The organism is Roseovarius sp. YIN77, assembly GCF_057219155.1.
This window is the reverse complement of the sequence record NZ_JBXVVI010000014.1, coordinates 1-13,218: the sequence shown is the minus strand read 5'-3', so window position 1 is coordinate 13,218 and position 13,218 is coordinate 1. Positions and strand designations below refer to the sequence as shown.

General features: G+C 52.6%; 16 protein-coding genes. 13 read left to right on the top strand and 3 right to left on the bottom strand.

From position 1 onward, the window contains the following. Positions 1–116 precede the first annotated feature (116 nt). The 12 genes from rpiA (at position 117) to AC2D8P_RS12140 (ending at position 9,301) form a co-directional block, all read left to right on the top strand. Positions 117–899 carry a ribose-5-phosphate isomerase RpiA gene (rpiA, locus tag AC2D8P_RS12195; protein ID WP_484703025.1) on the top strand — a complete coding sequence of 261 codons (783 nt, stop codon included), beginning with the start codon at positions 117–119 and terminating at the stop codon, positions 897–899. A gap of 16 nt (positions 900–915) precedes the next feature. Continuing rightward, positions 916–2,274, top strand: coding sequence for a glutathione-disulfide reductase (gene gor, locus AC2D8P_RS12190; RefSeq protein ID WP_484703024.1), 1,359 nt, complete (start codon positions 916–918; stop codon positions 2,272–2,274). A gap of 71 nt (positions 2,275–2,345) precedes the next feature. Then, the gene (hflK, locus tag AC2D8P_RS12185) at positions 2,346–3,482 is read left to right on the top strand and encodes an FtsH protease activity modulator HflK (protein WP_484703023.1); all 1,137 of its coding nucleotides are present in this window, start codon (positions 2,346–2,348) and stop codon (positions 3,480–3,482) included. After that, positions 3,482–4,357 (top strand): protease modulator HflC, encoded by an 876-nt coding sequence (gene hflC / locus AC2D8P_RS12180; protein WP_484703022.1) that lies wholly within the window; start codon positions 3,482–3,484, stop codon positions 4,355–4,357. The genes hflK and hflC overlap by 1 nt, the downstream gene beginning before the upstream one ends. Next, positions 4,357–4,554: a DUF2065 domain-containing protein gene (locus AC2D8P_RS12175; protein WP_484703021.1), complete on the top strand. Its 198-nt coding sequence runs from the start codon at positions 4,357–4,359 to the stop codon at positions 4,552–4,554. The genes hflC and AC2D8P_RS12175 overlap by 1 nt, the downstream gene beginning before the upstream one ends. After that, positions 4,555–4,677 carry a hypothetical protein gene (locus AC2D8P_RS12170; RefSeq protein ID WP_484703104.1) on the top strand — a complete coding sequence of 41 codons (123 nt, stop codon included), beginning with the start codon at positions 4,555–4,557 and terminating at the stop codon, positions 4,675–4,677. Next, positions 4,658–6,160 carry a DegQ family serine endoprotease gene (locus AC2D8P_RS12165; RefSeq protein WP_484703020.1) on the top strand — a complete coding sequence of 501 codons (1,503 nt, stop codon included), beginning with the start codon at positions 4,658–4,660 and terminating at the stop codon, positions 6,158–6,160. Before AC2D8P_RS12170 ends, AC2D8P_RS12165 begins: the two co-directional genes overlap by 20 nt. A 177-nt stretch (positions 6,161–6,337) precedes the next feature. Further along, positions 6,338–6,661: a 2Fe-2S iron-sulfur cluster-binding protein gene (locus AC2D8P_RS12160; protein ID WP_484703019.1), complete on the top strand. Its 324-nt coding sequence runs from the start codon at positions 6,338–6,340 to the stop codon at positions 6,659–6,661. Next, positions 6,661–7,362, top strand: a complete 702-nt coding sequence (locus AC2D8P_RS12155; protein WP_484703018.1) for an FG-GAP repeat domain-containing protein — start codon at positions 6,661–6,663, stop codon at positions 7,360–7,362. Before AC2D8P_RS12160 ends, AC2D8P_RS12155 begins: the two co-directional genes overlap by 1 nt. 188 nt (positions 7,363–7,550) lie before the next feature. After that, positions 7,551–8,054, top strand: coding sequence for a type III secretion system chaperone family protein (locus tag AC2D8P_RS12150; RefSeq protein ID WP_484703017.1), 504 nt, complete (start codon positions 7,551–7,553; stop codon positions 8,052–8,054). A gap of 91 nt (positions 8,055–8,145) precedes the next feature. Continuing rightward, positions 8,146–8,970, top strand: a complete 825-nt coding sequence (gene proC, locus AC2D8P_RS12145) for a pyrroline-5-carboxylate reductase (RefSeq protein WP_484703016.1) — start codon at positions 8,146–8,148, stop codon at positions 8,968–8,970. Beyond that, the gene (locus tag AC2D8P_RS12140; RefSeq protein WP_484703015.1) at positions 8,963–9,301 is read left to right on the top strand and encodes a tRNA-binding protein; all 339 of its coding nucleotides are present in this window, start codon (positions 8,963–8,965) and stop codon (positions 9,299–9,301) included. Before proC ends, AC2D8P_RS12140 begins: the two co-directional genes overlap by 8 nt. A gap of 31 nt (positions 9,302–9,332) precedes the next feature. On the opposite strand, the gene AC2D8P_RS12135 is transcribed toward AC2D8P_RS12140, so the two are convergent. Further along, positions 9,333–9,713, bottom strand: a complete 381-nt coding sequence (locus AC2D8P_RS12135) for a hypothetical protein (protein WP_484703014.1) — start codon at positions 9,711–9,713, stop codon at positions 9,333–9,335. Positions 9,714–9,846: 133 nt separating this feature from the next. Between AC2D8P_RS12135 and AC2D8P_RS12130 the strand changes: the two genes are divergently transcribed. Next, positions 9,847–10,494, top strand: a complete 648-nt coding sequence (locus AC2D8P_RS12130) for a carbonic anhydrase (protein WP_484703012.1) — start codon at positions 9,847–9,849, stop codon at positions 10,492–10,494. Positions 10,495–10,895: 401 nt separating this feature from the next. Here AC2D8P_RS12130 and AC2D8P_RS12125 read toward each other — a convergent pair whose 3' ends face one another. Together AC2D8P_RS12125 and AC2D8P_RS12120 are read right to left on the bottom strand one after the other, a co-directional pair. After that, positions 10,896–11,918 carry an aspartate-semialdehyde dehydrogenase gene (locus tag AC2D8P_RS12125; protein ID WP_484703011.1) on the bottom strand — a complete coding sequence of 341 codons (1,023 nt, stop codon included), beginning with the start codon at positions 11,916–11,918 and terminating at the stop codon, positions 10,896–10,898. Positions 11,919–12,275: 357 nt separating this feature from the next. Then, a complete protein-coding gene (locus AC2D8P_RS12120) occupies positions 12,276–12,995 on the bottom strand; it encodes a hypothetical protein (protein ID WP_484703010.1) in 720 nt (239 codons plus the stop codon). Positions 12,996–13,218 lie beyond the last annotated feature (223 nt).

Here is a 13,218-nt window from a genome sequence, read left to right as displayed (position 1 = left end):
TTCTAAGTGATGCTGTGAGAATGAGAAGGGGCTTAAATTTCCCGCTCGCAGCGTGGGGGACATTTCCCTATAAGTCGCTTGGGTATTGCTGTGGGGTCGAAAAGGGAATCGTTGCAATGACTGGAGAACTGTCACCAATTGACCGGGCGAAGTTTGCAGCGTCCAAGCGGGCGGTTGATTTCATCGAAGACGGCATGCGGGTCGGCTTGGGAACAGGCTCTACGGCGGCTTGGATGGTACGTTGTTTGGGGGAGCGTGTTCGTGATGAGGGATTGAGAATTCAAGGTGTCCCCACATCCAGTCGAACCGCGGATTTGGCCCGAGAGCAGGGCATTGAAGTCGTCACATTGGATCAGGCACGTTGGCTTGATGTCACGATCGACGGGGCTGATGAATTTGATCAGAATCTGAATCTGATCAAAGGTGGAGGTGGGGCGCATCTGCAGGAAAAGATTGTTGCAACCGCCTCTGACATGATGATTGTCATTGCCGATGCGGCAAAGGAAGTCGAAACGCTGGGCGCATTTCCGTTGCCTGTCGAAGTTATCCAGTTCGGGTGGCAGACGACCAAAGCGCTGATTGAGGAAACTCTGGCAGGTCTGGACGTGTTGGGTCGTGAAACCAGCCGCCGTATGAGTGGTGATACACCCTTGCTGACCGATGAGGGTAACTATGTCGTCGACCTGCATCTGAAACATATTAAGAATCCTCGGCAATTGTCACTGGTCATCAATCAGATACCGGGTGTCGTTGAAAATGGCCTGTTTATTGATATCTGTGACAAAGTTGTGATCGGTCATGGGGATGGAAAAGTGGAACTGCGCGACATAAATGCCGGAACTGTTGAGCAGAGCCAGGTATCGTTCGCAGAAAATGAGAACTTGTTCTCTGACATTTGATTTCTGAGGAGTATTTATGTCGTTTGACTATGATCTGTTTGTAATCGGTGGCGGTTCCGGTGGTGTTCGTGCGGCCCGCTTAGCGTCGTCAGAGGCAGGCGCCCGTGTCGGGCTCGCCGAAGAATACCGAATGGGCGGAACATGTGTCATTCGCGGTTGTGTGCCGAAGAAGTTGATGGTTTTTGCGTCGTCTTACTCCGAAGCGTTCGAAGACGCTCGGTCTTATGGTTGGAGCGTTCAAAACGGTGCGTTTGACTGGGGCCATTTCAGAACGAAACTGGATGCAGAACTTGATCGTCTTGAAAATGTCTATCGCGCCAATCTGGCAAAGGCTGACGTGGACGTTTTTGATGCACGCGCAACGCTGAAAGATGCCCACACCGTTGCGTTATCAACGGGGGAAAGTTTCACGGCAAAACATATCCTCGTCGCAACCGGGGGATCGCCGTTCAAGCCAGACCTTCCAGGAATTGAGCATGCCATCACATCAAACGATGTGTTCAAATTCGACGCATTGCCAAAATCCATTCTTGTCGTTGGTGGTGGTTTCATCGCCTGTGAAATGGCATGTATTTTGAACGGGTTGGGAGTAAAGACAACGCAATTCTATCGCGGTGCCCAAATCCTGCGCGGTTTTGATGGTGAGGCCAGAGGGCACGTGGCTGAATTGATGATCGAACGCGGGGTGAACCTGCATGTTGGAACCGATGTTCTGAATATTGAGAAAACCGATCAGGGCCTGAAAGTTAAAAGTACCAACGGCTCTGAGGATGTGTATGATCAGGTTCTCTATGCCACAGGCAGAAAACCGAACACCGACGGTTTGGGATTTGAAGAACTGGGTGTCAATCTTGGACGTCAGGGGGAGATCGTCGTCGATGACTATTCTCAATCAACTATTCCGTCAATTTACGCCGTCGGTGACGTGACAAATCGCATCAATCTAACACCAGTCGCAATTCGTGAAGGGGCGGCATTTGTTGAAACAGTCTTCAAAGGCAACCCGACGAAGCCAGATCATGATCTTGTGGCCAGCGCCGTGTTTACACAACCGGAATTTGGCACCGTTGGTCTGACTGAGGAAGATGCCCGAGATCAAGAACCGATCGAAGTATACTCAGCTTCGTTCAGGGCCATGCAGCCAGCATTCGCCGGCAGAGATGACAGAGTGATGATGAAACTGATCGTTTCGCAAACAACACGGAAAGTATTGGGGTGCCACATCGTCGCCGATCACGCGGGCGAAATGATCCAATTGGCAGGCATCGCGATAAAAATGGGCGCAACGAAAGAGGATTTCGACCGTACTGTTGCGGTTCATCCAACAATGTCCGAAGAACTGGTCACAATGAAGTCTCCGACCCGGGTGTCTTGAATTTTGGAGAAAACGGAACCACTTTGACCGTAACGAAACAAAGAACGTAACATAGGAAGGAACTGACCCTTATGTCAGGAAATAATGGCGGCCCTTGGGGCGGCGGTAACAGGGGCGGCGACGACGACCGCGACCGGGGCAATCAGGGCGGACGACGTCCGGGCGGGGATAAACCGCAAGTTCCGGAAATTGAAGAGATTGTCAAAAAGGGTCAGGAACAACTGCGCGTATTGATGGGCGGACGCGGCGGCGGTGGCCGATCCGGTGGTCAAGGCGGGGGCGACGGACCGCAATTTGGACGTGGCACGATTGGCGTCGGTATCCTAGCAGCACTCGGGCTGTGGGCCTTTGCATCGTTCTATACGGTCAAACCCGAAGAACAATCCGTGGAACTGTTTCTGGGAGAGTACTCTTCGACAGGGAATTCAGGATTGAACTTTGCGCCTTGGCCGTTTGTAACGGCCGAGGTTATCCCGGTGACCCGCGAACAATCTGAAGATATCGGTGTTGCAACCGGTCGGGGTGATGGCACCGGATTGATGCTGACCACCGATGAAAACATTGTCGATATCGATTTCCAAGTGGTTTGGAACATCAACGATCCGGCAAAGTTTCTGTTTAATCTTCAGGACCCGCGCCAAACCGTACGTTCTGTGTCTGAATCGGCTATGAGAGAAATCATTGCCAAATCGGAACTTGCCCCCATTCTGAACAGGGATCGGGGTCAGGTTGAACAGGATGCGTTTGAGCTGATTCAAAAGACACTCGATGATTACGATTCTGGCATTACGATTGTCCGGGTAAACCTTGATAAGGCCGACCCACCGCGAGAGGTTATTGATAGCTTCCGTGATGTTCAGGCGGCAGAGCAAGAACGTGATCGCTTGGAACGTCAGGCTGATGCATATGCCAACCGGGTGCTTGCGGGGGCCCGTGGTGAAGCAGCGCAGGTGCTGGAGGAGGCTGAGGCGTATCGCGCCCGGGTCGTGAACGAAGCCGAGGGTGAGGCCAGCCGCTTCACCGCCGTTCTTCGCGAATATCAACTGGCACCAGAGGTGACGCGTAAGCGACTTTATATTGAAACGATGGAACGTGTGTTGGGTGGTTTGGACAAGATCATTTTGGACGAATCAGTGAGCGAAGGTGGCCAGGGTATCGTGCCCTATCTTCCATTGAATGAACTGCGGCGCAGTGGAGGAACAAACTAATGCGTAAATCTGCTCTACTAATGCCTATTGTCGTTGTCGCAATCGCGCTTGGCCTGTCGTCAATTTTCATCGTTGATGAACGGGAAAAGGCTCTGGTGCTGCAATTTGGTCAGATCAGGTCGGTTAAGGAAGATCCTGGACTGGCGTTTAAAATCCCCTTCATTCAGGAGGTCGTTCGCTATGACGACCGGATCCTATCGCTGGATACGCCACCGATCGAGGTGACGCCTTCGGATGACCGTCGTTTGGTCGTGGATGCCTTTGCCCGATATCGTATCGAGGATGTTGTGCAGTTCCGTCAGGCCGTTGGTGTTGGGGGTATTCGTGCCGCAGAGGACCGGCTCGCGTCGATCCTGATCACCCAGACACGTGCGGTTCTTGGTTCCAAAGATGTGACCTCGGACACGATCCTGTCGGATGGGCGTGCTGAACTTATGGTTCGCATCCGCAATTTGTCGCAAGCGCGTGCCAAAGCTTTGGGTTTGGACGTGATCGATGTGCGCCTGAAGCAGACAAACTTGCCAGAGCAAAACCTTGCAGCCACATTCGCCCGGATGCGAGCCGAACGTGAGCGTGAAGCAGCGGATGAAATTGCCCGAGGTGAAGAAGCTGCGCAGCGTGTTCGTGCACAAGCGGACAGAACCGTTGTGGAACTTGTTTCCGAAGCTCGCAAAGAAAGCGAAATTGCCCGAGGCGAGGCCGATGCGGAGCGCAACAATATCTTCGCGCAAGCGTTTAGTGCTGATCCGGATTTCTTTGAGTTCTATCGTTCATTGTCTGCATATGAAAATGCGCTGAAGGGTGAAAACTCTTCTATGGTGATCACACCTAACAGTGAGTTTTTTGAGTTTCTGGGTGGCGACGGGCTGGAGTGATGCTCTGGTTAACGATCGGACTTGGAATGGTTTTAGTTGTGGAGGGGCTAGTGCTTGCGCTGGCCCCTTCGCGCATCGAAGATATGTTGGATATGATACGCCAGTTGCCGATTGAAACGCGTCGGACAGTTGGGTTGATTGCAGTTGCGTTGGGTGTTGTGATCCTGTGGGGTGGCAAAACTTGGCTGGGATCTTGATTGAAAACCTTGTTCGGTTGGCGAGTGTCTGCCAGCATCACGGTTTTTTTATCTGATGTTGCCGACAAGATGTTGAAGATTGCGCCGCGTGCCCAACATATGGATGCAGAAGTTAAAAAATGAATGCCGAGCAGGTACAAAGGAGAAGCAAGTGAAGTCGAAGGCGATTGCAGTGTCTCGTAGTAAATATTCAGCGCCATATGTATTCTGGATGTTTGCCCTTGGTTTGGCGTTTGTTCTGGTTCAAGCATTCGCCCTGCCAGCGCGGTCGGCCCCTGACAGCTTTGCTGATCTTGCAGAATCGGTCAGCCCCGCCGTCGTGAATATCACGACATCGACCACAGTCGCGGCGCGCGGTGGCCCGGCGCCCTTGGTTCCCGAAGGTTCACCATTCGAAGATTTCTTTAATCGGAATGGCCCTGGAGGAGATCAACCCTCACGCCGCAGTCAGGCACTTGGTTCAGGCTTCATCATTTCTGAGGATGGTTTTGTTGTCACCAATAATCACGTCATCGATGGCGCGGATGAGGTTCTGATCGAATTGTTCTCTGGAGAGGAACTGCCTGCCAAAGTTGTCGGAACTGATCCCAATACAGATATCGCCCTGCTGAAAGTCGAAAATGATGATCCTTTGCCGTTTGTGCCATTTGGTGACAGCGATGTGTCTCGGGTCGGGGATTGGGTCATGGCGATGGGCAATCCTCTGGGGCAGGGGTTTTCTGTCTCTGCCGGGATTATATCTGCCCGGGGGCGTGCCCTATCCGGCACTTATGACGACTTTATTCAAACGGATGCTGCGATCAACAGGGGCAATTCTGGTGGGCCGCTGTTTAACATGGATGGACAGGTGATTGGTGTGAACACCGCGATCCTTAGCCCCAATGGTGGATCCATCGGGATCGGATTTGCGATGTCTTCCGCGGTTGTAGAGCCGGTTGTCGCCCAACTGAAAGAATTTGGCGAAACCCGCCGCGGATGGCTTGGTGTGCGCATTCAGGATGTCACCGATGATGTTGCAGAGGCAATCGGTCTGGATGAGGTTGCTGGTGCATTGGTGACGGACGTTCCGGAAGGACCAGCCGCAGAAGCGGGTATCGAAGCGGGCGATGTGATCATTTCATTTGACGGGCGTGATGTTCAAGACACCCGTGATCTGGTGCGAACAGTGGGCAACACCGAGGTTGGCAAAGCCGTGCGTGTGGTTGTTTACCGTGATGGCGGAACGCAAACCTTGTTGGTGACGCTGGGCCGCCGTGAAACCGCGCAAAACACTGACAATGGCGGGGACGCGCCGGCGGAGCCGTCACGTTCCGAAGTTTTGGGGTTGGCTGTGCAGGAACTGACGCCCGATGTCAGAGAGGGCATGGGGCTGCCAGAGGATGCAACTGGGCTGGTGGTGACTGATGTTGACCCAGACTCATCTGCCTACTCGAAAGGCGTGCGAACCGGTGATCTGATCACCGAAGCAGGTCAGCAGGCCGTGTCCAGCATTGGCGATCTGGAAGACCGGATAGAAGAGGCGACAGAAGCCGGCCGTAAATCCCTGTTGCTGCTTGTCCGGCGAGGAGGCGACCCCAGATTTGTTGCCCTTCCACTCGAAGAATGAGGACTGATGTTGTGGACAAAGGGCATCTTTAGATGCCCTTTTACTACTTCTTACCGACCTGACTGAACCACTCCATCAACGAAACTATTGCATTAACACTTGTGTTTGATAAGGAAGCGGACTGAACGCAGTTGTTAATCCTGCTCTGCAGATTGCCCTTTAAGGAAAGCGCGACGAATGGCAAAAATTACCTATATCGAATTTGGCGGCAAAGAACATGTTGTCGATGTCGCCCCAGGCCTGACCGTGATGGAAGGGGCGCGTGACAACAATATTCCGGGAATCGAAGCAGATTGCGGTGGTGCCTGTGCGTGTTCCACATGCCATGTTTATGTTCACCCTGATTGGGCAGATAAACTCCCCGCCATGGATGCGATGGAAGAGGATATGCTGGATTTCGCCTACGAACCCGATATGGCGCGGTCCCGACTGACCTGCCAGTTGAAAGTCACGGATGAATTGGATGGTTTGGTTGTGCAAATGCCGGAAAAACAAATCTGATGAAACGGGTGGCGATCATGGGATTGGCCGCCCTGTTCATGACTGGGCCTTCGAGCCTGTTGGCCGAAGTCAAATCAGCAATTTTTACTGAACCCACCTCAAGATATGCGCATGGCGTTTTGGGGGATTCGATAGAATTCCGCGCTATTGTTCTGGGCGTCGGAGCTTCGGAAATTCAGTTCACCTTGCCGACCGATCATGTTTTCGAGGATTTAGAGCCCCGACTGATTGATGTAGATGGCGACCTAGACCATGAAGTTGTGGTGGTAGAGACCGACATGCGCCTGGGCGCCGCGCTGGCGATCTATGACGAAACGGGAAAGCTGGCAGAGACACCGCATATCGGACGCTCCCATCGCTGGCTTGCCCCGATTGGTGGCGCCGACCTGGATGGGGATGGCTTCACAGAGCTTGCGTATATTGATCGACCACACTTGGCCAAAACACTGCGGGTATGGCGCTTTCGTGATGGAAGATTGGAACCGGTTGCCAACTTGCCCGGTCTGACCAACCATCGCATTGGCGAGGATTTCATTTCTGGCGGAATTCGAGATTGCGGGCAGGGGCCGGAAATCATCACCGCGAATGCAAACTGGTCACAGGTGATGGCAACCCAGTTGCGAAACGGTCGGCTAGAGAGCCGCGAAATAGCTGATTTCAAAACTCACGAAAGCCTCACCCGCGCACTTGATTGCAACTGATCAGCTGCTTGTGGATTTGTCCACAACCGAAGTTCTCTGGGGATAACCTGAAAAAATTCCTTTACACGGCGTCTCTTTGCACACACCATATGTTGTATGGGATAGCGGGCTGAACCTGCTTCCATAGTGTAGACTCCCAGCTCTTGTGGGCTACCACCCACCTGAAGCTACAGCGAAAGAGGCCGGGCATGTCGCTTGCAGAGCAGTACCATCCGTCAGATGACCTTCACCCGATTGATATCGTCGAAATCCTTGCCGAGCATCACGATTGGGATTTTGACCGGATAGGTGATGATCAGATTGCGATGGCGGTCGAGGGACAGTGGCGTACATATTCGATCACGTTGGCGTGGTCTGGATACGACGAAACATTGCGGCTGATCTGCACATTTGAAATGGACCCACCAAAAGAGCGCATGCCAGAACTCTACGATGTTCTGAACCGGGCAAACGATATGTGCTGGGCGGGTGCATTTACCTTCTGGCCCGAACAATGCCTGATGACGTATCGGTATGGGCTCGTGCTGGCAGGTGGGCAGATGGCCGGCGAAGATCAGATTGATACGCTGATCAACGCCGCGGTTTTGTCTTCTGAACGGTTCTATCCCGCATTTCAACTGGCGGCTTGGGGGGATCGGTCCGCATCTGATGCGATGCAGGTCGCTATTGCCGAAGCTTACGGTCGTGCCTGACCGGGATTATCAATTCGCGCGTTCCATGTGAAAACCGATTGCGATCTGGCGGTCACATCTTATTCTCCCTTAGAAATTTGCGGAGAATACAATGTCGTTTGAAGAGATCGAACAGCGCGGGCTTGTCCTCTTGGGATGTGGGAAGATGGGCTCTGCCATGCTGGAAGGCTGGTTGAAGCAGGGCCTACCACCCAGTGCCGTTTGGATTTTAGATCCCTATCCCTCAGCTTGGCTGGAACAACTGGTGTCGGAGGGTCTGCATATGAATGACGATTTGCCCTCTGCCCCGGCAATTATTCTGATCGCAGTAAAGCCGCAGATGATGCAAGCAGCGCTTCCAAAACTGAAACCACTGGGGAATGCTCAGACTTTGTTTCTGTCTGTCGCGGCAGGCACACCAATCACGTATTACGAACAGGTTTTGGGAGACCGGACCCCAATTGTGCGTGCCATGCCAAATACCCCGGCGGCAATTGGGCGCGGGATCACTGCGCTAGTGGGCAATCAACAAACAGGACACGCTGAAATCGAGGTGGCGGAATTGTTGCTGTCGGCCGTGGGACAGACGGTAAGATTGGACAATGAAGGGCAGATGGATGCGGTGACTGCAGTGTCGGGATCTGGCCCGGCCTATGTGTTTCATTTGGTCGAAACGCTTGCATCGGCTGGTGTTCAGCAAGGTTTGCCAGAAGATTTGGCGATGCGTCTGGCCAAAGCCACGGTTGGGGGCGCCGGGCAACTTGCCGAAGAGTCTGAGGATACGCCCGCGCAGTTGAGGATCAACGTCACCAGCCCTGCTGGCACCACAGCGGCAGCCTTAGAGGTGCTGATGGACCCGACCAATGGCTTTCCCGATTTACTGAACCGAGCGGTGGAGGCTGCGGCGGAACGGTCTCGGGAGCTTGGGCGTGGGTGACTTAGAGTTTGATGAATTCCTGCGCGTCGATATCCGCGTCGGCGAAATTGTTCAGGCGGAACCTTACCCCGAGGCGCGAAAACCAGCGATAAAGCTTTGGGTCGATTTTGGACCAGATATCGGGGTCAAGAAAAGCTCTGCCCAGATTGTTGCGCATTACACGCCAGAGCAACTGCCCGGTCTTAAGGTCATGGGGGTCGTGAACTTCCCGCCGCGCCAAATTGGCAAGTTCATGTCAGAAGTTCTGGTTCTGGGGGTGCCTGACGAACACAATAACGTGGTGCTTTTACGACCGGACAAAGATGTGCCCATCGGCGGGCGAATGTACTAGGGGATGGCGATCCCACTGAACTTTTCTTCGCCTATCCCGAACGGTCTTGCAGTTTCCAAACCGCACGAAGCGATTTTTCACTAAGCCTGCCTAGCCTGGCTGAAGTGGCGGCAATGGCGGGTTCGTCCCCACGTAGCACACAGTGCGATACGTCATTTGCAACGCGGTTCAGATCCGTCAGCCCCATATGCAGCGACAGTTCACTGACCAGCCGTGTTGATCGAACCAGCTGCGCCGTATCTGTAGCGGCCTCCGCCTGACAGATTTGCTGGATATGGTGGGCGATCTTTTCCGTGGCCCGACAGATCAACTCCTCGGCCTCCCTCTTGCCAAGGCGGGCGTATAGCAACTTTATCTTCTCTGGCTGCAGGCCAACTGCCTCCGAAGTATCTGTCCCTGGTCTGTTTTCCATTTTAGTTTACCTTCTGATGGGTATTGGTATTTCGATGCACGTTATTATCTTCTTAAACACACGCGAATTTTTGCTCGAAATCTGGACCTTCTTCACCTAAGCAGAGAGCCAAGTACAAAAAGGGGACGATGCGATGAAACATGCCAAGCCGCTGCCGACTTATCTGACAAAACGCTACCACGGTTGGAAAGCGACGGAGTATTCGGAGAATAAATCCTGGTATCGTCGTCTGTCTGAGGGCCAGCATCCCCGTGCGATGGTGATTTCCTGCTGTGACAGCCGGGTTCATGTCACGTCGATCTTTGGCGCCGACCAGGGTGAGTTCTTCATCCACCGCAACATTGCTAATCTGGTCCCCCCCTATAAGCCTGACGGCGTTCACCACGGCACGTCTGCCGCGATTGAGTATGCAGTGACCGCCCTGAAAGTCGCGCATGTCATTGTGATGGGGCATTCGAGCTGCGGTGGCGTGAACGGCTGCCATGACATGTGTGCAGGACATGCGCCGCTGCTGGAAGAGAAGACCAGCTTTGTCGGACGGTGGTTGGATATTCTGCGGCCCGGATATGAGCGCGTAAAAGGGATCGAGGATGAAGGCCAAAGGAGAAAAGCGCTGGAAAAAGAAGCGGTCCTTCAGTCGTTGCAGAACCTGATGACGTTTCCCTTTGTCGCCGATGCGGTGAAATCGGAAGAGCTGAGCCTTCATGGTTTGTGGCACGATATTGGTGAAGGCGGCCTGGAGGTCTATAACGCAGAGCATAAGGCCTTTGAGGTCGTTTGAATCCGGCAATGAAAGCACGGCGTCGTCTATTTTCCTAGGCGGTGCAGAACCAACCTGGCTCAGATTCGCCCCTGACAAATCAGCTGTCATTGTTGCCCCATATCACTCTTTACAATCGTGTCACCCACGGCCTTCAGTGATGACATGATTTCGCCATATTTAAACAACTTAATGGGGTGATGGATTTAAGTATTTGAAATATATAAATTATATTTATAGTTGCGCGGTGATCATGAACACAGTTCCGACACAATTCGGGGAATTGAAAGACTTTGTTGAGCCTTCAGCACAGAATACAGATCGCGATCACTGACTGATCACTTCGATCAAGAATCTCAAATGGCATAAAAAAAGGACCGCCCATTCAGAGCAGCCCGTTAATCATCTGATTTTCGTAGAGCTTATGCTTTCCTAAGAATTTCGCGCCCGTAGAGTTCTGCAATCTGAACGGCGTTCAATGCGGCGCCCTTGCGTAGATTGTCGGAAACACACCACAAGTTGATACCATTCTCAATTGTCGAATCCTGACGGATCCGGCTGATGAATGTGGCAAAGTCACCAACGCATTCCAGCGGAGTCACATATCCGCCTGCTTCACGTTTATCGATGACCATGATGCCGGGGGCCTCGCGCAGAATGTCGCGGGCTTCGTCCTCGTCCAGGAACTCTTCGAATTCAATGTTGATGGATTCAGAGTGGCCAACAAAGACTGGCACACGAACACAGGTTGCAGTGACCTTGATCGACGGATCGACGATCTTTTTGGTCTCGGCCACCATCTTCCATTCTTCCTTGGTCGATCCATCGTCGAGGAAGACATCGATATGTGGAATGACATTGAACGCGATCTGTTTCGGATAGACCGATGGCGCGACCTCTTGGCCGGGGACGTAAACGCCTTTGGTTTGGTTCCACAACTCGTCAATCGCTTCTTTGCCAGAACCAGACACGGACTGGTAGGTCGACACAACCACACGTTTGATGGTTGCGCGGTCATGCAGCGGTTTCAGCGCCACGACCATCTGAGCTGTTGAGCAGTTCGGGTTGGCAACGATCATCTTGTTGCGATAGCCCTCGATCGCCTCGGGATTCACCTCTGGCACGATCAGAGGGATCTGCGGGTCGTAGCGATAAAGCGAGGAGTTATCGATCACCAGGCAGCCGGAAGCCGCCGCTTTGGGCGCGTATTTCTTGGTGGCGTCGGAGCCGATGGCAAAAAGCGCCATGTCCCAGCCTTCGAAATCAAAGGTATCCAGATCCTTGGTCTTGATGGTCTTATCGCCAAAGCTGACTTCGGTCCCGAGGGATTTGCGCGAAGCCAGCGCAACAATCTCATCTACAGGAAACTGGCGTTCTGCCAGAATGTTCAGCATCTCGCGGCCCACATTGCCTGTGGCGCCAACGACAGCGACTCTATACCCCATCACGGGTCTCCTTTGCGTCATGTCCGGTATTGGACGGGCGGGGTTTAGCGCAAGCGGGCTGCGGGGGAAAGGGGCAGAGCCATGCTTTTTCTTGATCGTCGCCGTTCTATTGCTTGATGAGGCGCTGACAACTGTCTTGATGTCTTTGATGATCTTCTCGCCAGAGCTCTTCGTAGTCTTTCTCATCATCCACTCCTCAGTGGTCACGATGAGCCAACAACTCTTTTTAGCAATTTACCCTAATTGGACCCATAGGCGCTGACCTCAGACAGTAGGGGTATATTCCATCTGGATCATCAATCAAGTATCAAAGATGTCGTCCGCGGGGTTCAATCCATAATGGAACTAATGAACTTACTATGACAAGTCGCATAATTCGTCGTGCTGATCTGGCGGCAGTCTTTTTTCCGCAACCAACTGAAAGCATAATTCCTTGCTCCACAATGCATAGAAGTGTTCCCCTGGAAAGCCGCTTAGGTCTTGACTGGTTTGGGTATGTTTAATGGCCGATGTAGTAGAGAAAAAAACGGCTAGTACTGTGGCCATCGAGGTCAATAGATAGGCTTGTCTTCGGAAGCGAATTGGTTGATCGCGGCGAAAAAAACCTGCGATTGAGAAAATAGACAAAACAGAGATCAAGGGCCACAGGTCAACGCGATATCGAAAGTGCAGGGATGCAAAGCAGAAAATCAAAAGAGTTGTTGCTAAGCCGCCGATCATAGCAATATTCAAGACCTGAAAGCTTTCTGGTCGGAGCGCAACTTTCCGGGACATCAACGTGTAAATTATCATAACGATCCAAGGCATCCACAAGAAAACAATACCCGCATAAGGTCCCCAGATACGTGGTGGACCGTAAGCTTTCAGCATGGCGCCATATAGTTCAAGCTGGCTTTGAAAATTATGCGGTAAGCCGACAACTTGCATCATCAGATTTGCAGGTAGGCGGCCGATGTTGAATGTGCCATGTTTTACAAAGTTTTCAGCATAGTCTTGGCCTTGTTTTTCCCATAATCCCCAATAGATGACGGCGTGTTGTACGTGTTGGTCTTGTTCTGGATCTAAGCTACCGTGCATTTGCGTTACACTGCCAAAACGCGCGTAGTTACTGGCCAGTAAAATGCCTAACCCGGTGGCGCATATTGGAGTTCCCCCGGTTTGATGGACACTTTTTCATCGATGAAGGAGAATGTTTTTCATGCCGAGAACGAGGAACCCGTACCCTGCGGAATTCAGGGATCAAATGGTCGCGCTGGTGCGAACCGGGCGCAGTGTTGAAAGCCTGGCGCGGGAGTATGAA